The organism is Pseudomonas sp. NFACC37-1 (assembly GCF_900101575.1).
GTDB classification, from domain to species: Bacteria; Pseudomonadota; Gammaproteobacteria; order Pseudomonadales; family Pseudomonadaceae; genus Aquipseudomonas; species Aquipseudomonas fluorescens_AA.
Genome location: NZ_FMUZ01000004.1, coordinates 51226 through 70249, shown reverse-complemented (window position 1 = coordinate 70249; position 19024 = coordinate 51226). Strand labels below are relative to the sequence as shown.

Sequence of the window (19024 nt, the reverse complement as noted above, 5' to 3'; positions counted from 1 at the left end):
TGAAATTATCGAAAAACGGAAAAACGAGCGCGCCCAGAGGGCGTCTCTCGTAACACCTGGCGGGCCAGGCTCGTTACATATCTAGAGACGCCCTTGGGCGCGCACGATTAACAGCAATGGCTTACAGCTTTATCAATGCACGTCTTTCCAGTATTCACGCTTGAGCAGGTAAGCGAATACGAAGAAGAACGCCAGGTACAGCAATACATAGGTACCGATGCGCTGATGCTCCAGCTTCACCGGGTTGGCCGAGTAGGCCAGGAAGGTCACCAGGTTCTTGACCTTCTCATCGAACTGCTCCGGGGTCAGGCTGCCAGTGTTCGGCAATACGGTCAGCTGGTCGCAGGCTTCATGAGTCAAAGCGGAGCCTGTCAGCGGATCGAATTGCTTTTTGCCGTCTTCAACGATCTGAACCTGTTTGCAGCCTACCACCTGGCGCCCCTGGAGGCCGACCAGAACGTTAGGCATGCCGACGTTCGGGAAGACCTTGTTGTTCACGCCCCAAGGACGTGCAGGGTCTTCGTAGAACGAACGCAGGTAACCGTAAAGCCAGTCGGTGCCACGCACACGGGCAACCAGGGTCAGGTCCGGCGGCGCGGCGCCGAACCAGGTCTTCGCGTCCGCAGGCTGCATGCCGATGGTCATGTGATCGCCCAGTTTGGCACCGGTGAACACAAGCTTCTCGAGCATCAGCTCATGGGGGATGCCCAGGTCATCGGCAACGCGCTCATAGCGCTGGAACTTGGCACTGTGGCAACCCATGCAGTAGTTGGCGAACGTACGTGCGCCGTCCTGCATGGCCGCTTTGTCGGAAACGTCGATGTCGACTTTTTCCAGCTCCGGACCACCGTGTTCAGCCGCGAAGGACAGTACAGGCATAGCAGCAAGAATCAGTACAGCAAATAGCTTTTTCATCAGCCAGTCACCCTTTCCGGAACCGGTTTGGTCTTCTCGAGCCTGGTGTAGAAAGGCATCAGAATGAAGTAGGCGAAGTACAGGAAGGTGCAAACCTGCGACAGCAACGTGCGCCCTGGTGTCGGTGCCAGTACGCCCAGCACGCCCAGGATCACGAACGAAATGCAGAACACCACGAGCCAGATCTTGCTCAGCCAGCCTTTGTAGCGCATCGACTTGACGGGGCTGCGGTCCAGCCACGGCAGGACGAACAGCACAGCAATGGCCGCGCCCATGGCGATAACGCCCAGCAGCTTGTCCGGGATCGCCCGCAGGATCGCGTAGAACGGCGTGAAGTACCAGACCGGGGCAATGTGCTCAGGGGTCTTGAACGCGTTCGCCTGCTCGAAGTTCGGCTTCTCGAGGAAGTAACCGCCCATTTCCGGGAAGAAGAACACGATGGAGCAGAAGATGAACAGGAAGACCACCACGCCGACGATGTCTTTCACGGTGTAGTACGGGTGGAAGGCAATGCCATCCAGCGGTACGCCGTTCTCGTCCTTGTGCTTCTTGATGTCCACGCCATCCGGGTTGTTCGAGCCGACTTCGTGCAGCGCGAGGATGTGCAGTACCACCAGGCCGAGGATCACGATCGGCAAGGCGACCACGTGCAGGGCGAAGAAGCGGTTCAGGGTGATGCCCGAGATCAGGTAGTCACCACGGATCCACTGGGTCAGGTCGTCACCGATGACCGGGATCGCACCGAACAGCGAGATGATCACCTGGGCGCCCCAGTAGGACATCTGGCCCCACGGCAGCAGGTAGCCCATGAAGGCCTCGGCCATCAGCGCCAGGTAGATCAGCATGCCGAAGACCCACACCAGTTCACGCGGCTTCTGGTACGAACCGTAGAGCAAGCCACGGAACATGTGCAGGTAGACCACGATGAAGAACGCCGAAGCGCCGGTGGAGTGCAGCAGACGCAGGATCGAGCCGTACTCGACGTCGCGCATGATGTATTCGACGGAGGCAAATGCTTCTTCCGCCGACGGGGTGTAGCTCATGGTCAGCCAGACACCGGTGACGATCTGGTTGACCAGAACGAGCAGTGCCAGGGAGCCAAAGAAGTAGAAGAAGTTGAAGTTCTTCGGAGCGTAGTACTTGCTGAGATGGTCTTCCCACATTTTGGTCGCGGGAAAGCGCGCATCAACCCAATCCATTAGTTTGCTCATCACGCTTTCTCCGTATCGACGCCAACGACAATGATGTCATCGGTCTCATAGGAATGCGGGGGAACTGGCAGGTTCAGAGGTGCAGGCTGCGACTTGTAGACGCGACCGGCCAGGTCGTAGTGGGAGCCGTGGCAAGGGCAGAAATAACCACCGACCCAGTCCTTGCCCAAGTCGGCAGGCGCCACTTCAGGTCGGAACGTTGGCGAGCAACCCAGGTGCGTACAGATCCCGATCAGCAGCAGGACCTCTGGCTTGATCGAACGCGTCTGCGGGTCGACATAGGTCGGTTGCGTAGAGTTCTTCGAGGACGGGTCGGACAACTGACCCTCGATCTTTTTCAGATTCCCCAGGATTTCCTCTGTACGGCGGACGATGAACACCGGCTGGCCGCGCCACTCAGCAATCATCTGCTGGCCTGGCTCGATCTTGCTGACATTCACTTTCACCGGTGCACCTGCGGCTTTCGCCTTGGCGCTGGGAAACCATGACCCCACGAACGGGACCGCAGCCCCCACCGCTCCTGCAGCACCCACCACGGATGTGGCTGCTACCAGGAAGCGACGCCGGCCTGCATTCACGCCGTCATTGCTCATTCAGTCCTCTCCCATCAGCTTTGTGGCCTGTTAGATCAGGCGTCTACTAAGTAAAAATCTGAACTTATAAAAATTTTGCCGAATGGTAATGAAAAGCCCCAATTCTGACAAGGTAATTACCAAGCGGCCAAACCGCCAAGCCTTGTAGTATAGGGGCTCTACGAATGTGGCAAGTTGTCACAGAGCAATTCTTTTGCCCATAAAAAAACGCCCAGCTCCGTGAGGAACTGGGCGCCTTTTGAAAGCGGAAGTGAAATTAACGCTTCGAGTACTGCGGACGCTTACGCGCTTTACGCAGACCGACTTTCTTACGTTCAACTTCGCGAGCATCGCGAGTTACGAAGCCGGCTTTGCGCAGAGCACCACGCAGAGTCTCGTCGTAATCCATCAGGGCGCGAGTGATGCCGTGGCGGATTGCGCCAGCTTGACCACTTACACCACCACCGATAACGGTGACGTAGATGTCGAATTTTTCGACGGTCTCGGTCAGTTCCAGCGGCTGACGAACTACCATGCGGGCAGTTTCGCGGCCGAAGAAGTTATCCAGGGAGCGGTTGTTGATGGAGATGTTACCAGTGCCCGGACGCAGGAAAACGCGTGCGGTTGCAGTCTTGCGACGGCCAGTGCCGTAATTTTGAGTCGCCGACATAATGAACTATTCCGTTAAAACTTCAGTTCTTGGGGCTGCTGAGCAGTATGAGGGTGAGCAGCGCCCGCATAAACCTTCAGCTTACGATACATGTCGCGACCCAGTGGGTTCTTAGGCAGCATGCCTTTAACCGCGGTCTCGATCACGCGCTCAGGGGCTTTGGCGATCAGCTTTTCAAAGTTGATCGACTTGATGCCGCCAGGAAAACCGGAGTGGGAGTAGTACATTTTGTCAGTGGTTTTAGCGCCAGTAACACGTACTTGCTCAGCGTTGATCACGACGATGTAGTCACCGGTATCAACGTGAGGGGTGTACTCAGGCTTGTGCTTGCCACGCAGACGGCTCGCGATTTCGGTGGCCAGACGACCCAGGGTCTGACCAGCAGCGTCGACGACAAACCAGTCGCGCTTTACTGTTTCCGGTTTAGCAGTAAAAGTTTTCATTCTTTATAGCCTCAGGGGCCGCCCTGTAAATTAGACGGCGGATCTTACTGAATAGTGCGTACTTTGACAAGTCAAAGGCAGCCGGATACAGACGCTTTCGGGGGCTCGGGTCGGCGCGTCCGTTCAACGGCAAGATTCTTCGGCGGCGGCGCATCACTTCCACTGCAGAAAGAGGTGCGCAATTATGCAGATTGCGAAAAATATTTCAACCTGCTTTTATGATTGTTTTGCCCAAGGAGTTCCCGATGGACTATCGCCAGCTAGGCCGTACCGATCTGAACGTGAGTGCCCTGTGCCTCGGCACCATGACCTGGGGTGAGCAGAACAGCGAGGCCGAGGCCTTCGCCCAGATCGAACGCGCCAAGGGTGCCGGCATCAATTTCATGGACACCGCCGAGATGTACCCGGTGCCCCCCAAGGCCGAGACCTACGCCACCACCGAGCGCTACATCGGCAATTATTTCAAAAGCCGCGGCGACCGTGCCGACTGGATCCTGGCGAGCAAGATCGCCGGTCCCGGCAACACCATCGACTACATCCGCGACAAGAACCTCAAGCACAACCGCCAGCACATCGTCGAAGCGCTGGACGCCAGCCTCAAGCGCCTGCAAACCGACTACATCGACCTCTATCAGTTGCACTGGCCGGAGCGCAGCACCAACTTCTTTGGCCAACTGGGCTACCAGCACAAGGCCGACGAAACGTTCACACCGCTGGAGGACACCCTCGAAGCCCTGGACGAGCAGGTCCGCGCCGGCAAGATCCGCCACATCGGCCTGTCCAACGAAACACCGTGGGGCACCATGAAGTTCCTGGCCCTGGCCGAGGCCCGTGGCTGGCCGCGGGCGGTGTCGATCCAGAACCCGTACAACCTGCTCAACCGCAGCTTCGAGGTCGGCCTGGCGGAAATCGCCATCCGTGAACAGTGCGGCCTGCTGGCTTACTCACCCTTGGCGTTCGGCTTCCTGTCGGGCAAATATGAGAACGGCGCACGACCGGCCAAGGGTCGTTTGACGCTCTACAGCCGCTTCACACGCTATTTCAACGCTCAATCGGAAGCCGCGTGCAGCCGGTACGTGGCGCTGGCCCGTGAGCACGGCCTGGACCCGGCACAGATGGCCCTGGCGTTCGTCACCCAACAGCCGTTCGTGACCAGCAACATCATTGGCGCCACCACCCTGGAGCAACTGGACAGCAACATCGAAAGCTTCGACCTGAAGCTGTCGGACGAAGTGCTGGCGGGGATCGAGGCGATTCACAAGGATCAGCCGAACCCTGCGCCTTGATCGGCCGGTAAAAAGTCTTCGCGAGCAAGCCCGCTCCCACAGGGGATTTGTGTCTGAACACTCTTTTGTGATCGACGCAGGACTCCTGTGGGAGCGGGCTTGCTCGCGAAGACGATCTTGAGTTCACCCTGGATCAAAGCGACCGCGCAATGATCTCCTTCATGATTTCATTGGTCCCGGCATAGATCCGCTGCACCCGCGCATCCGCCCATGCCCGGGCAATCGGATATTCCCACATGAAGCCGTAGCCGCCATGTAACTGCACGCACTCGTCGAGCACCTTGCATTGCAGGTCGGTGCCCCAGTACTTGGCCATCGCCGCCGTCGGCACGTCCAGCTTGCCTTGCAGGTGCAGTTCCAGGCAGCGGTCGACGAAGACCCGGCCAATCTGGATTTCGGTAGCCATTTGGGAATGCCGCCAGGGACGCTCCGCGTTCCACTTCTGGAGGGTGACGCAGAGCGTCGCAGGATGCATTCCCACGCAGAGCGAGGGAACGATCACGCGGCATCACAGCGACCGCGCGATAATCTCCTTCATGATCTCGTTAGTCCCGGCATAGATCCGCTGCACCCGCGCATCCGCCCATGCCCGGGCAATCGGATATTCCCACATGAAGCCGTAGCCGCCATGTAACTGCACGCACTCGTCGAGCACCTTGCATTGCAGGTCGGTGCCCCAGTACTTGGCCATCGCCGCCGTCGGCACGTCCAGCTTGCCTTGCAGGTGCAGTTCCAGGCAGCGGTCGACGAAGACCCGGCCAATCTGGATTTCGGTAGCCATTTCCGCGAGCTTGAAACGGGTGTTCTGGAAGTCGGCGATGGTTTTGCCGAACGCCTTGCGCTCGCGGGTGTAGTCCAGGGTCCATTGCAGCGCCGCTTCGGCCGAAGCCAGGCCGCCGATGGCGACGGTCAGGCGCTCCTGGGGGAGCTCTTGCATCAGGTAGGCAAAGCCCATTCCGGCCTGCCCGAGCAGGTTGTCCTTCGGCACGCGGACATCCTGGAAGAACAGTTCCGACGTGTCCTGGGCCTTCATTCCGACTTTTTCCAGGCGCTTGCCCTTTTCGAAGCCCGGCGTGCCCGCCTCCACCAGGAACAGGCTGGTGCCCTTGGCGCCAGCCTTGGGATCGGTCTTGGCGACCACAATCACCAGGTCCGCCAGGAAACCATTGGTGATGAAGGTCTTGGAGCCGTTGATGACGTATTCGTCACCGTCCAGCACCGCCGTGGTCTTCACCCCTTGCAGGTCGGAACCGGCGCCCGGCTCGGTCATGGCGATGGCCGTGACCATTTCTCCGGACACCAGTTTCGGCAGGTACTTGTGTTTCAGCGCCTCACTGCCGTAATGCAGGATGTACGGCGCGACGATGTCGGAATGCAGCGAGAAACCGATCCCCGTCAGCCCCAGGCGACCGATCTCCTCGATCACCACCGTGCTGTAGAGGAAGTCCGCGTCCAATCCACCATAGGTTTCTGGAAGGTGCGAGCACAACATGCCCGCCTCCCCCGCCTTGTTCCAGAGCTGGCGATCGACATGCCCCTGTTTTTCCCACTGGCTGTGGTACGGCACGGCTTCTTTTTCGAGGAAGGTTCGTACGCTGTCACGAAACAATTCGTGCTCGGGACTGAACAGTGTTCTTGGGATCATGGCTCACCTATGGTTATTGTTGGACGTGGTTATCCGATAGAGCCTAAGCCTGCGGTGTACGACAGGACACTGGACACATCCGACAAAAAATAAGACGATCCAGCCGTCTAGTGACCACTTTCCCCTATAAAAATAAAAGATGAATTATGTCTATGCACGTCTCCACGCCCTTGAGGCGCGTCAGCATCCTGGCAATCGACCGAGTCTTCGCCTTCACCCTCATGCAAGCCAAGGATTTTTTCCACCTGGCCAGCCTGCGCTATGGCAAACAACTGGGCCACGGTCTGACGCCGGCGTTTGAAACCCGGCTGGTCAGCCCCGATGGCAAACCGGTGAACAGCTTCAGCGATGTGATCATGCCGGTGGACGGTGGCTTGGAAAACACCGACATCATCATCCTGCCGGCCTTCTGGGATGATTTCGCCAGCCTCTGCCAACGCTACCCCCAGATACTGCCCTGGCTACGCGAACAACACGCTCGCGGCGCGGTCCTCTGCGGCGAAGCCACCGGGGTGTTCTGGCTGGCCGAGGCCGGTCTGCTCGACGGCAAGGAAGCGACCACCTACTGGCGCTTCTTCAATGCCTTCAAGGAGCGCTTCCCCCAGGTGCACCTGAACCAGGACAAGCACCTGACCGACGCCGACAACCTGTTTTGCGCCGGCGGCGCGACCTCAGCCTGCGACCTCTATATTTACCTCATTGAACGCTTCTGCGGCGCCAACGTGGCCCAGGCCGTAGCGCGGGACATCCTGTATGAAGTGCAACGCAGCTATTCGCCGGGACGGATCGGCTTTGGCGGGCAGAAACTGCACCAGGACGTGATCATCCTGCAGATCCAGCAATGGCTCGAAGAGCACTTCGCCGATAAATTCCGCTTCGAGGATGTTGCCCGGGAGCATGGCATGAGCATCCGCAATTTCATGCGCCGCTTCCAGACCGCCACGGGCGACAAGCCGCTGCATTACCTGCAACGACTGCGGATCGAAACCGCCAAGGGCCTGCTCTCCGGCAGCCGCAAGAGCATCAAGACCATCAGCTACGAAGTCGGCTACGACGACGCGAGCTTTTTCGCACGGCTGTTCCGGCAACATACCGACTTGTCGCCGAACCAGTATCGGCAGCAGTTTCAGCAGGCGGCGTAGCCCGAGAGCCTGGCACGATCCACTGTGGGAGCGAGCTTGCTCGCGATGGCGGTGGTTCAGCAGCACTGATGTTGACTGACAAGACGCCATCGCGAGCAAGCTCGCTCCCACAGGGTTTTGCAGTGAACGACTGATTTCGAGCATACAAAAAAGGCCTGCGAACGCAGGCCTTCTTTGCTTTGCGAATCGCCCTACGGCTTATGCGCCCGCGACAGGAATTCGTGGGATTGCATCTCCAGCAAACGACTCAAGGTCCGCTGGAATTCGAAGGTCAGGCGACCGCCGGTGTAAAGGTCCTTGAGTTCGACTTCGGCCGAAATGATCAGCTTCACGTTACGGTCGTAGAACTCGTCGACCATGTTGATGAAGCGACGGGCGATGTCGTCGGTGGTGACGCTCATCTGCTCGACGCCGCTGAGCAACACGGCGTGGAAGATCTTGCCCAGCTCGATGTAGTCGTTCTGGCTGCGCGGGCCGTCGCACAGTTCGCGGAAGTCGAACCAGGCCACGTCGTCACAGGTGCGGATGGCGCGGATCTCGCGGTTTTCGATGATCAGCACATCGTTTTCCACCGCCTGGGTGCATTCCGGCGTCAGGGCGCGGAAGCTCTTGCGCAGGCTTTCTTCGGCGGCGGCATCCAACGGAAAGTGGAACAACTCCGCTTGCTCGAGGTGACGCAGGCGGTAGTCGACGCCGCTGTCGACGTTGACGATTTCGGTGTGTTCCTTGATCAGCGCGATGGCCGGCAGGAACCGCGCCCGCTGCAGGCCGTCCTTGTACAGGCCGTCCGGCACGATGTTCGAGGTGGCGACCAGGGTCACGCCATTCTTGAACAGCTCTTCCATCAAGGTGCCCAGGATCATGGCGTCGGTGATGTCGGAAACGAAGAACTCATCGAAGCAGATCACCCGGGTCTCGTCGGAAAAACGCTTGGCGATGATGGTCAGCGGGTTCTTCTCGCCCCCCAGGGTCTTCATTTCCTCGTGCACGCGCTTCATGAAGCGGTGGAAGTGCGTGCGTGTCTTTTCCTTGAACGGCAGCGCTTCGAAGAAGGTGTCCACCAGGTAGGTCTTGCCACGGCCAACGCCACCCCAGAAATACAGGCCCTTGACCGGTGCCTGGTCTTTTTTGCCGAACAGTTTGCCCAACAGGCCCGGCTTGTTGTTCGAGGCCGCGACCAGGTCGTCGTACAGGCGCTGCAAATGCCGCACCGCCGTTTCCTGGGCTGCGTCGTGGAAGAACTCCGGGCGTTTCAGATCAGCTTGATATCGTTCTAGGGGCGTCATATTCGTTAGCAAGGCAACAAAAACGGGCCGTCACTGTAGCGATGGCCCAGAGGAATGGCAATCGGCCCTTATTCGGGCCGATGGTCGGGTAACGCGCCGCGATCAGTCCTGGGCAGGCGTCAGGGCAACGCGCAGCGCATCGATGGCCGCATCCCGGGCGACGCTGTCGGCGAAGGCCGGGCTGTTCGCCACGCACTCACCGTCGAGCCAGACGCTGAAACCCAGGTCGTCGCTGCGTACGTCCAAGGGTTGGCCGGATTGCAATTGCTTGGTCACCTGCCCTGCGGTCTTGCCGTCGGCAAAATTGTTCGACAGCAACAGTTGCTCGCCATCGGCAGAAAGCAGGCGGAAACGGAAACTGCCGTCATCCTCGCGGAAGCTGACGAAACGAGCCGCCTTGGCCGCTTTCTTTTTGACCTGGGTTGCCACCTGGACCTGGCTGACGAACGAACGCAGGCCAACGGCCTCGCGCAGTTCGTTGAGGAACGGCGTTGCCACGGCCCGGGCCTTGCTCGCACCCAGTTGCAGGATGTCTTCAAGGTCCGACGGACGTTCGATGAACTGGTGATAACGCTCGCGCGCTTCACCCAGCTCGCTGTCGAGCAACTGGAACAGGCGGTTCTTGGCTTCGCCCCAACCCAGGCCTTGCAGCAGTTCGCTGCGGAACTCAGCGGACTGGGCCGGGGTGGCGAAGGCCTGGAACAGGGTGAACAGGTGCGAATTGTCCGGATCCTTGGCTTCGCCCGGGGCACGGGAGTCGGTGACGATCCGCGAGATCGCGTCCTTCATGTCCTTGGCGCTGCTGAACAACGGGATGGTGTTGTCGTAGCTCTTGGACATCTTGCGGCCATCGAGGCCCGGCAGCGTGGCGACGCTTTCTTCGATCAGCGCTTCGGGCATGGTGAAGAACTCCTTGCCCTGGCCGAACAGATGATTGAAGCGCTGGCCGATGTCACGGGCCATTTCCACGTGCTGGATCTGGTCGCGACCGACCGGGACCTTGTGGGCGTTGAACATCAGGATGTCGGCGGCCATGAGGATCGGATAGCTGTAGAGGCCCATGGTGACACCGGCGTCCGGGTCTTCGCCGGCCTCGACATTCTTGTCCACCGAGGCCTTGTAGGCGTGGGCACGGTTGAGCAGGCCCTTGGCGGCAACGCAGGTCAGCAGCCAGGTCAGTTCCGGGATCTCGGGAATGTCGGACTGGCGATAGAACGTCACGCGGTCGACATCCAGGCCGCCAGCCAGCCAAGTGGCGGCGATCTCCAGGCGCGAACGCTGGATACGCAGCGGGTCATCGCACTTGATCAGGGCGTGGTAGTCGGCCAGGAAGTAGAACGAATCGGCGTTGCTGTCGCGGCTGGCGAGAATCGCCGGACGGATGGCGCCGGCATAGTTGCCAAGGTGCGGGGTGCCGGTGGTGGTGATGCCGGTCAGGATACGGGTACGCGTCGTCATGGGTTATCGCTTGTCAGACTGCTATCAATTCGAGAGGCGCGGCAGGATCAGATCCTTGAGATCGGTCAGCTTGCCATGAAAAAAGTGTCCGCATTCTGCCACTTTCAGCAGCTCATGGGGGCGTTGGAGCGTGTCGGACCATTCGTAAACCAGCTGCGGATCGACCACTTCGTCGGTTTCCGGCTGGATCACGGTCAACTCGCCACCGGTCGACAAGGGCGATTGCTCGTCCAGGCGCATCACCGCCGGGGCCACCATGAACAGGTGCTTGACCGGTTGCCCCTGGGCTTCCAGGCGCCCACCGAGGCTGGCGGCGACAAAGCCGCCGAAGGAAAAACCGAACAGGGTCAGGGGCAATTGCGGGTATTTTTCACGCAACCATTGGGCGACAGCCTGGGCATCATCCACTTCGCCGGTGCCCATGTCATGAGTACCTGCGCTGGCCCCCACGCCACGATAATTGAAACGCAACGTAACCAGCCCGGCATCACGGGCAGTGCGTTGCAGGGTCGAGACCACTTTGTTGAGCATGGTCCCGCCTTGCACCGGATTCGGGTGGCAGATCAGTGCCAGGCCACGGGGGGCCTCGCTGTCCAGGTACAAGGCTTCCAGTTGGCCCACGGGGCCATCGATGACGACAGGGGTTTCGCGCATAAGCAAGGGAAAGAACTCCGTGACCCCGAATTGGGTCGACTCGTCTAGCTAAAGTCTGTGCCTGGCATGATTGCGATGTTCTTCGCGGTATACAGCGCAGGTCCGAGCCGTTAACGTAAAGCAAAGCCGTTTATAGAGGAAGGACTCGTGGAACACTCGCTCTTAGTTTGGTTGTTGCCGACTCTTGCCCTGGTTGCCGGTGTCGCCATTGGATTCCTGCTTGCCCGACTGCTGCCCAATGCGGTGCCCAACAGCACGCAACGTCAGCTGGACGACATTCAGGAACGTTTCGACAGTTATCAGAATGAAGTGGTCACCCACTTCAACAGCACCGCTTCTCTGGTGAAAAAACTCACCCAGAGCTACCAGGATGTCCAGGATCATTTGTCCGAGGGTGCCAATCGCCTGGCCCTGGACGAGCAGACTCGCCAGCGCCTGCTCGCCGCCCTGCAAGCCGATGCGGCACAGACTCCACGGGAACGCCTGACCCCGCCAAAAGGGATCCAGGAACCGCCGCGGGACTACGCCCCCAAGGCCCCGAATTCACCCGGCATGCTCGATGAGCATTACGGTTTGAAGAAGTAATTTGCGAGCGACACCCAAAAGCCCGCCCGATCAAATGATCGGGCGGGCTTCATTTTAGTCCAGGAAAATCCCCCTGTGGGAGCGAGCTTGCTCGCGATGATGGCGGCACATCCCACATCAGCGGCTCAGGCAGACCGCTATCGCGAGCAAGCTCGCTCCCACAGGGGTTGGCGCCAGCCACAAAAAACGGGGGCCCTGTTTCCAGAGCCCCCGTTTCATTTACCGCCCAACCGTTATGGGTACTGCTGGTAAGTCTGCCCCTGCTGCTGCGGCGCCTCCTGGTATTGCTGGCCAGGAATCGCCTTGAGGTTGACCTCGACACGACGGTTTTGCGCGCGGCCATTGACATCGGCGTTGCTGGCCACCGGGTTGTCCGGGCCGGCGCCACGGGACGAGAGGTTGGCACCGCTCACGCCCTGGGACGTCAGGTAGGTCGCCACGCTCTGGGCACGGCGCTGGGACAGGTCCATGTTGTGCTGGCGGCTGCCGGTGCTGTCGGTGTAACCGACGATCTCGATCTGGTTCTGGTTGAACTCCTTGAGGGAGTTGGCCAGGTTGTTCAGCGGCTGGTAGAAGCTGGACGCGATGTTCGCCGAGTCGGTGGCGAAGGTGATGTTGCCGGGCATGATCAGCTTGATCTGGTCGCCCTGGCGCTGCACTTCAACGCCGGTATTGGCCATGCTGGCGCGCAGTTTCTTTTCCTGCTGGTCGGCGTAGTAACCGTAGCCGGCCGCGGAAGCCCCCACCACCGCCGCACCGATCAACGCACCCTTGCCCCGGTTATCGTGACCGATGGCCGCACCGGCCAACGCCCCCGCCAGTGCACCGAGGCCGCCGTACTTGGCGGTTTTGCTCATGCCCGACGATTCGGTAGAGGCCTGGCCCTGGTTGTCATAGGGGTTAGGCGACGCACAGCCGGACAACAAGGCCACAGCAGTAGCGACAACGATCAAGCGACGCGAGGTGAACATGGAATGCTCCTGGTTTTCAGTCTGAAGTGCCAGGGCGTAGGCAATCGACTCTGGCAGGCGTTGGAACGCGGCAATCGTTAAAAATTCCGTCCCGCTGCGTTGCGCTTCGCCCGGCTGCTTCATGAAAAACCGTCGTCTGGGCCGGTTGCCTCAGCCCTGGGCCAGGCAGCGGCTCACGCCCCTGACAATCATCTCCACTTCCCGCCCATCGATCGTCAGCGGCGGCAGCAGACGGATGGTCTGGCCCCGGGTGACATTGATCAGCAGGCCGTGGTCCCGAGCGGCGCGAAGGGTCAGGTCGCGGACCGGTTGCTTGAGTTCGATGCCGATCATCAAGCCCTGGCCGCGAATCGCCAAGACATTCGGGTTGTCCGCCAGCTCGGCCCGCAGCCGGCTCAGCAATTGTTCGCCCTGGTGCCTGGCGTTCTCCACCAGCGCTTGTTCCTCGATGATGTCCAGCACCGTGCAGCCGACCCGACAGGCCAGTGGATTGCCGCCGAACGTACTGCCATGGCTGCCAGGGGTAAACAACTCGGCAGCCTTGCCCCGTGCCAGGCAGGCACCGATGGGCACACCGTTGCCCAGGCCTTTGGCCAGGGTCATGACATCCGGCACGATGCCCTCGTGCTGGAATGCGAACCATTGGCCGGTGCGACCGATGCCGGTCTGGATCTCGTCGAGCATCAACAGCCAGGCGCGCCGACTGCACAGCTGCCGCAAGGCCTTGAGATAACCCGGTGGGGCGAGTTGCACACCGCTTTCACCCTGGATCGGTTCCACCAGCACCGCGACGATGCGCTCGGCGTGAGCCTGTTGAATCTGTTCCAGCGCCGCAAGATCGCCGAACGGCACCTTGATGAAATCCCCCGGCAACCGGTTGTAGCCCAGCCGCACGGACGGACCGTCACTGGCGGACATGGTGCCCAAGGTGCGCCCATGGAACGCGTTGTCCATGACCACCACCAAGGGCTGCTCGATACCCTTGTGCCAGCCGTAGAGGCGCGCCAGTTTCAGCGCGGTTTCGTTGGCCTCGGCGCCAGAATTATTGAAAAACGCCCGCTCCATCCCCGACAGCCGGGTGAGCTTTTGCGCCAGGCGTTGCTGCCAATCGATGCTGTACAGGTTGGAGGTGTGCAACAGCAGACCGGCCTGCTCGCTGATGGCGGCCACCAGCCGCGGGTGGGAATGGCCGACATTGGTCACCGCCACGCCCGCCACCGCATCGAGGTATTCGCGACCGTCCTGGTCCCACAGGCGCGTCCCCAAGCCATGGGTGAAATTCAGCGCCAGGGGTTGGTAAGTGGTCATCAGGCAGGCAGCGGTCATGGCATCAAGCTCCATCGGGTGGTTTTTTCCAGTATGGTTAGCCACCAGGGCTGGATAAACGCTGATTTACTTCAATCATTTAAAAGCCGAGCTTGATAATGGACCTGTTCCAGGCAATGACCGTTTACGTGAAGGTGGTGGAAACCGGGAGCCTGACGGCGGCGGCCCAGGCGTGCGAAATGTCCACCACCATGGTGGGCAATCATCTTCGTGCCCTGGAGCAACGCCTCGGCGTGCGCCTGATCAACCGTACGACGCGGCGCCAGCGTCTGACAGAATTCGGCTCGACCTACTACCAGCGCTGCCTGGAAGTACTGGGGCTGGTGACCGACTCCGAACGCCTGGCCGAACAGACCCAAGGCGAGCCCACCGGCACTCTGCGCATCACCGCGCCGCTGACCTTTGGTACCGAACGCCTTTCGCCGGCACTGGCCGAATTCAGCCAGCGCTTCGCCCAGGTCAAGCTCGACGTGGTGCTGACCAACCAGCGCCTGGACCTGCTCGACCATGGCTTCGACGTCGCCATCCGCCTCGGCCATCCCGACCCGAAGCTGATTGCCCGTCCGTTGCTGGACTACACCCTGACCATCTGCGCCTCCCCTGCTTACCTGGCCCGGCGCGGCACGCCGGAACAACCGGCGGACCTGCAACGACACGACTGCCTGTCGTTCGCCTATTCAGCAGCAGATGAATGGCGCTTCGCCCAGGATCACTGGCCCATCAACGGGCCGGACGGCGAGATCAAAGTCCCGGTGAACGGACCGATGCTGATAAACAGCTCTTCGGGCTTGCATCGCGCCGCCCTGGCCGGGATGGGCGTGGTGATGTTGCCCGATGCCCTGGTGGCCCAGGACCTGAAGGAGGGGCACTTGGTGGCGTTGCTGCAGGGCTACCAATTGCCCCATCGGCCGATGAGCCTGATGTACGCGCAGGATCGCTACCGCTTGCCGAAACTGCGCAGTTTTGTCGAGTTCGCGCTGGAGAAATGGGGCAAACCCCAACCCCCAGCCCAATGATGCTGTGGCGAGGGGATTTATCCCCGCTGGGTTGCGCAGCAACCCCAAGACTGTCGGTTCACATCGCAGGTGATGTCGGGTTTGATGACTTTTGGGGGGCCGCTACGCGACCCAGCGGGGATAAATCCCCTCGCCACAAAAGCAAACCCCGTCTGAACATCCGCCGCTAGTTCCCCACCCCCCCATCAGCTACTCTTCTTCTTGGACGAGCATTTTGATATCAAGGCCGACGAGGAAACGACGATGGGAGACGCCTCGAACATCGACATGCTGCGGTTCGACCTGTCCGATCTGGACGAAGGCGTACTGCACACCATCCTGGAACTGGTCAGCGATGGCATCTGGGACTGGAATGCCAACACCGGCTTCGTCTACCGAAACCCCGGCTGGTACACGATGCTTGGTTACCTGCCTCATTCACTGGACAACACCGTGTTGACCTGGGAAAGCGTGATCCATCCGGAGGATTACCCACGGGTCATGGCGTTGTTCGACGACTACCTGGAACAACGATCCCATCGCTACCAGGCCGAGTACCGTTGCCGCATGCGCGACGGGGCCTACATCTGGATCGAGGATCGCGGCTACGTGATCGCCCGCAACCCGGACGGCACGGTGGCCCGCATGATCGGCGCCCATCGCAGTATCGATGACAAGAAGCGCCTGTTCGAGCAACTGGAACGGCGTAACAAATCCTTGGAAGCCATCATCGAAGAACGCACCCGCGAACTGTCCCGGGTCAACCATCAGTTGCAGCTCCAACTCGACGAGAACCGCAGGCTTGCCGAAACCGATGCCCTGACGCGGGTCGCCAACCGTTATCGCCTGGACCAGGCGCTGCCGCTGGCCTGTGAGCGCGCACAGCGTTTCCGCGAGCCGTTGTCGTTGATCGCCATGGACGTCGATGACTTCAAGGACATCAACGATCGCTACGGCCACGCCTTCGGTGACGCAGCGCTGGTGCAAGTGGTGCAGAGCGTCAAGCGCTGCGAGCGCGGCAATGACTTGCTGGTGCGCTGGGGCGGCGACGAATTCATCATGATCTTGCCCAACACCGCCCTGGCCGACGCCCGCCTGCTGGCGGAAAGCATTCGTCGTGGCCTGTCCGACCTGCTGCCGGTGGGCGACTTCCAGATCACCATGAGTTTTGGCGTAGTGCAGCGCTTGGAGGATGAACAGCACTCGGCGTTGCTGCACCGGGCGGACCAGGCGCTGTATCGCTCCAAGATGGCGGGCAAGAATGTGATTTGCGAATGAACGGTACCCTGGCCCAAACACAAAAAAGAATGCAGACATGAGGCGTTGGCAGCGGTCATAGCCTGTATACCTCGCGATCAGGCCTGCGCCCTTGCCAACTCGACTTCCCTCCTCCTCACGCCTTTACCTGGGCTGCGCCGGCTGGTCGCTGCCCCGGGAGCATTGGCCGGCCTTTACTGTCGACGGGACGCATTTGCAGCGCTACAGCAGCCGGTTCCCCGCCGTGGAGATCAACAGCTCGTTCTACCGGCCGCATCGCCCCGCCACGTATGGGAAGTGGGCCGGCAGCGTTGCCGGGGACTTCCGCTTCTCGGTCAAGGTGCCCAAGCAGATAACTCATGAACGGCGGCTGATCGACTGCGAAGGGCTTGTGGATGAATTCCTCGGGCAATGCTCGCAACTGGAAGAGAAGCTTGGCTGCCTGTTGATTCAGTTGCCACCGTCGCTGGCCTTCGAGGCTGCCGTGGCCGAAGTATTCTTCAAGGCCTTGCGAGACCGTTATCAAGGTCATGCGGTGCTTGAGCCACGACACCCGAGCTGGCTCGTACCCCAGGCCGCGACGATTCTGCAAGACGCGTGCATCGGCCGCGTCGCCGCCGATCCGTCACCCTTGCCCGGCGGCGATCAACCCGCTGGCTGGCCTGGCATTCGCTACTACCGGCTGCACGGTTCGCCACGGATCTACTACTCAGCCTACGAAGACGCCTGGCTGGAGCGCCTCGCCCGAACCTTGCAAGCCGATCCCGACACGCCGACCTGGTGCATCTTCGACAACACCGCCAGTGGCGCCGCGACCGCCGACGCGTTGCGCTTGATGGACCTGATGCAGGACGCAAAGCCGTCACCGGCAACAAATGGTCAGTTGCTGCCGGTCCGACCGTGACAACACCGCTCGGGTCCAATAGATTAGGCGACCGGAAAAAAGCTCAATGCCTTTCTCGCCTCATCCCGCTAACAGAAGTAGTGAAATTTCAATGTCCGATTCCAACACCGCTGAATCCGTAGTCACCCTGTCGTCCAAAGCGGAATACGAAAACTCCATCAATCTTTCACAGCATCTGCCCCAGGCCAAAACCATCAGCGAAATGGTCCTCGATGCGTTCCAGTCGAACCGCGAAAGCGACCAGATCCGCGAACTGCGCAACGCCATCCGCCAGGCCCACGATGCCTTCGACGACGACAAGGCCTACGAACTGATGGGCCAGCTCAAACAGCTCAAGGACGCCGAAGCCGCCGACTTCGCGGCCCTGGAAGACCTGAGCAGCCGCTTCCCGATCAGCCGCATCCTCTCCAGCTACAAGGACGACCCGTCGTTCCAGGAACTGGTCTACGGCCTGGCCCTGAAAGTGCTGAACCAGACTCACCAGGCCATCAGCAACCCGAGCGGCAGCAAGGGCAAGGCCTCGCGGGCCAAGAAGGAAGCCGAGGTGTTTGTCATCAGCAAGGACGGCATCAGTGTCACCCTGCCCCTGCGCACGCCGCGCTCCAAGCCGAACGTCGACCGCGAGGCCTTCGAGTTCCTGGGCTTCAACTTCATAGGCGAAGGCGACGAAGCCGAGTTGGAAAGCGAAACCTTCCTGGACAATGACGGCACCGAACAACCGGCCACCCGCAAAGGCATCGTCACTGCGTTGCAACAGCAGAAAGCCTTCGACGGCTACAGCATCGCGCAGCAATAAGCCTCACCCGAGGACTCTGTGGGAGCGAGCTTGCTCGCGATGAGGCCGGCACATTCAGCACTCATGCAGGCTGAACCACCGCTGTCGCGAGCAAGCTCGCTCCCACAGGAACATCGACGGCCCGCAAGCCCCATGAAAAAAACCCGCGCTTCTCTCGAAGGCGGGGCTTTTTCATGGGGGGTATGAATGCCTCAAACAGTGCCGAGCCGCTCGACCATGTCTGGAAACTTCTCGACCAGTTTGATCAACAAAGCCGCCTGGGCATTGGGTTTGGACTTCTCCTGCTCCCAATTCCTAAGGGTGCCAGGACTGGTCCTGATGCTCTTGGCAAAAACGGCCTGAGACATATGGAGCTTGTCGCGCAACGCTACGATTTCTTGCGCCGACACCTCGGGAACCGGTTTGTCTTCGATCGATATCTGACGAAGGGTAATCTTACCCTCCCGTTGAGCAGCCATCTCCCCGACGCCTTGCATCATCTCGGCAAACAGATCACGTTTTTTCATAAGGTCCCTCGCACTTTCAACTCTGCTTCTATGGCGCGCTTGAGCATCTTCTCTTGCTCGGAGGTCAGGTTTTCCAACTCGTCCTTGTTATAGATCGCGAACATCCAGAACTGACGATCATTCATGAGCCAATAGTAAATGACTCGCAACCCGCCACGTTTGCCTTTCCCACGACGTTCATCGAACCAGCGCAGCTTACGAAAGCCGCCGGTACGTGGCATGACGTCACCGACTTCTGGATGCTGCAGCATATAGGACTGAAGCAGGCGATATTCATCGTCACTCAGATAATGACCAACCGTGGCCGTGAACGTAGTCGTTTCAAAAAATAGGGTATGCATGGCAGAAACTATAGGCAAATTGCCTACAATTCAACAAACCATAATCTATTGCGATGAATGA

Annotated in this window: 21 protein-coding genes; 7 read left to right on the top strand and 14 right to left on the bottom strand. The window is 59.9% G+C overall.

Features of this window, described 5'->3' with window-relative positions; genetic code table 11:
* Positions 1-132: 132 nt before the first annotated feature.
* The 5 genes from BLP82_RS06585 to rplM all read right to left on the bottom strand — a co-directional run bounded on the left by BLP82_RS06585 (position 133) and on the right by rplM (position 3811).
* Positions 133-915, bottom strand: coding sequence for a cytochrome c1 (locus BLP82_RS06585; RefSeq protein WP_060740747.1), 783 nt, complete (start codon positions 913-915; stop codon positions 133-135).
* Complete coding sequence (locus BLP82_RS06580; protein WP_030138561.1) at positions 915-2126, bottom strand: cytochrome b; 1212 nt, start codon at positions 2124-2126, stop codon at positions 915-917. Before BLP82_RS06580 ends, BLP82_RS06585 begins: the two co-directional genes overlap by 1 nt.
* Positions 2126-2719, bottom strand: a complete 594-nt coding sequence (petA, locus tag BLP82_RS06575) for a ubiquinol-cytochrome c reductase iron-sulfur subunit (RefSeq protein ID WP_060740746.1) — start codon at positions 2717-2719, stop codon at positions 2126-2128. Before petA ends, BLP82_RS06580 begins: the two co-directional genes overlap by 1 nt.
* 256 nt (positions 2720-2975) lie before the next feature.
* On the bottom strand, positions 2976-3368 hold the full coding sequence (rpsI, locus tag BLP82_RS06570) for a 30S ribosomal protein S9 (RefSeq protein ID WP_003205364.1): 393 nt from the start codon (positions 3366-3368) through the stop codon (positions 2976-2978).
* A gap of 14 nt (positions 3369-3382) precedes the next feature.
* Entirely contained in the window at positions 3383-3811 is a 429-nt protein-coding gene (rplM, locus tag BLP82_RS06565) for a 50S ribosomal protein L13 (RefSeq protein ID WP_003205365.1), read from the bottom strand.
* A 245-nt stretch (positions 3812-4056) separates the two neighbouring features.
* Between rplM and BLP82_RS06560 the strand changes: the two genes are divergently transcribed.
* Positions 4057-5097 (top strand): NADP(H)-dependent aldo-keto reductase, encoded by a 1041-nt coding sequence (locus BLP82_RS06560; protein ID WP_092166186.1) that lies wholly within the window; start codon positions 4057-4059, stop codon positions 5095-5097.
* Between the two features lie 133 nt (positions 5098-5230).
* On the opposite strand, the gene BLP82_RS06555 is transcribed toward BLP82_RS06560, so the two are convergent.
* Together BLP82_RS06555 and BLP82_RS06550 are read right to left on the bottom strand one after the other, a co-directional pair.
* The gene (locus BLP82_RS06555) at positions 5231-5572 is read right to left on the bottom strand and encodes an acyl-CoA dehydrogenase family protein (RefSeq protein ID WP_371914116.1); all 342 of its coding nucleotides are present in this window, start codon (positions 5570-5572) and stop codon (positions 5231-5233) included.
* Positions 5573-5605: 33 nt separating this feature from the next.
* Positions 5606-6742, bottom strand: coding sequence for an acyl-CoA dehydrogenase family protein (locus tag BLP82_RS06550; RefSeq protein ID WP_092166184.1), 1137 nt, complete (start codon positions 6740-6742; stop codon positions 5606-5608).
* 245 nt (positions 6743-6987) lie between these two features.
* Here BLP82_RS06550 and BLP82_RS06545 point away from each other — a divergent pair, with 245 nt between their 5' ends.
* On the top strand, positions 6988-7884 hold the full coding sequence (locus BLP82_RS06545) for a GlxA family transcriptional regulator (protein ID WP_170842279.1): 897 nt from the start codon (positions 6988-6990) through the stop codon (positions 7882-7884).
* A 191-nt stretch (positions 7885-8075) separates the two neighbouring features.
* Here BLP82_RS06545 and zapE read toward each other — a convergent pair whose 3' ends face one another.
* The 3 genes from zapE to BLP82_RS06530 all read right to left on the bottom strand — a co-directional run bounded on the left by zapE (position 8076) and on the right by BLP82_RS06530 (position 11282).
* Positions 8076-9170 (bottom strand): cell division protein ZapE, encoded by a 1095-nt coding sequence (gene zapE, locus BLP82_RS06540; protein ID WP_072409535.1) that lies wholly within the window; start codon positions 9168-9170, stop codon positions 8076-8078.
* A 102-nt stretch (positions 9171-9272) separates the two neighbouring features.
* The gene (locus BLP82_RS06535; protein WP_092166180.1) at positions 9273-10628 is read right to left on the bottom strand and encodes a tryptophan--tRNA ligase; all 1356 of its coding nucleotides are present in this window, start codon (positions 10626-10628) and stop codon (positions 9273-9275) included.
* Positions 10629-10652: 24 nt separating this feature from the next.
* Positions 10653-11282, bottom strand: coding sequence for an alpha/beta hydrolase (locus BLP82_RS06530; protein ID WP_092166178.1), 630 nt, complete (start codon positions 11280-11282; stop codon positions 10653-10655).
* 147 nt (positions 11283-11429) lie between these two features.
* On the opposite strand from BLP82_RS06530, the gene BLP82_RS06525 reads away from it, so the two are divergent.
* Positions 11430-11867, top strand: coding sequence for a Z-ring associated ZapG family protein (locus BLP82_RS06525; RefSeq protein WP_003205372.1), 438 nt, complete (start codon positions 11430-11432; stop codon positions 11865-11867).
* Positions 11868-12100: 233 nt separating this feature from the next.
* On the opposite strand, the gene BLP82_RS06520 is transcribed toward BLP82_RS06525, so the two are convergent.
* Together BLP82_RS06520 and BLP82_RS06515 are read right to left on the bottom strand one after the other, a co-directional pair.
* Complete coding sequence (locus tag BLP82_RS06520) at positions 12101-12838, bottom strand: YiaD family glycine zipper/OmpA-like lipoprotein (protein ID WP_092166461.1); 738 nt, start codon at positions 12836-12838, stop codon at positions 12101-12103.
* Between the two features lie 150 nt (positions 12839-12988).
* Positions 12989-14164, bottom strand: a complete 1176-nt coding sequence (locus BLP82_RS06515; RefSeq protein ID WP_092166176.1) for an aspartate aminotransferase family protein — start codon at positions 14162-14164, stop codon at positions 12989-12991.
* 98 nt (positions 14165-14262) lie between these two features.
* On the opposite strand from BLP82_RS06515, the gene BLP82_RS06510 reads away from it, so the two are divergent.
* The 4 genes from BLP82_RS06510 to BLP82_RS06495 all read left to right on the top strand — a co-directional run bounded on the left by BLP82_RS06510 (position 14263) and on the right by BLP82_RS06495 (position 18116).
* The gene (locus tag BLP82_RS06510; RefSeq protein ID WP_092166174.1) at positions 14263-15180 is read left to right on the top strand and encodes a LysR family transcriptional regulator; all 918 of its coding nucleotides are present in this window, start codon (positions 14263-14265) and stop codon (positions 15178-15180) included.
* Between the two features lie 243 nt (positions 15181-15423).
* The gene (locus tag BLP82_RS06505; protein ID WP_092166172.1) at positions 15424-16437 is read left to right on the top strand and encodes a sensor domain-containing diguanylate cyclase; all 1014 of its coding nucleotides are present in this window, start codon (positions 15424-15426) and stop codon (positions 16435-16437) included.
* Positions 16438-16528: 91 nt separating this feature from the next.
* A complete protein-coding gene (locus BLP82_RS06500; protein WP_092166170.1) occupies positions 16529-17320 on the top strand; it encodes a DUF72 domain-containing protein in 792 nt (263 codons plus the stop codon).
* A gap of 91 nt (positions 17321-17411) precedes the next feature.
* Positions 17412-18116 (top strand): hypothetical protein, encoded by a 705-nt coding sequence (locus tag BLP82_RS06495; protein ID WP_092166168.1) that lies wholly within the window; start codon positions 17412-17414, stop codon positions 18114-18116.
* Positions 18117-18307: 191 nt separating this feature from the next.
* On the opposite strand, the gene BLP82_RS06490 is transcribed toward BLP82_RS06495, so the two are convergent.
* A complete protein-coding gene (locus tag BLP82_RS06490; RefSeq protein ID WP_092166166.1) occupies positions 18308-18622 on the bottom strand; it encodes a helix-turn-helix domain-containing protein in 315 nt (104 codons plus the stop codon).
* A complete protein-coding gene (locus BLP82_RS06485; protein WP_092166164.1) occupies positions 18619-18963 on the bottom strand; it encodes a toxin in 345 nt (114 codons plus the stop codon). Before BLP82_RS06485 ends, BLP82_RS06490 begins: the two co-directional genes overlap by 4 nt.
* Positions 18964-19024: the final 61 nt, after the last annotated feature.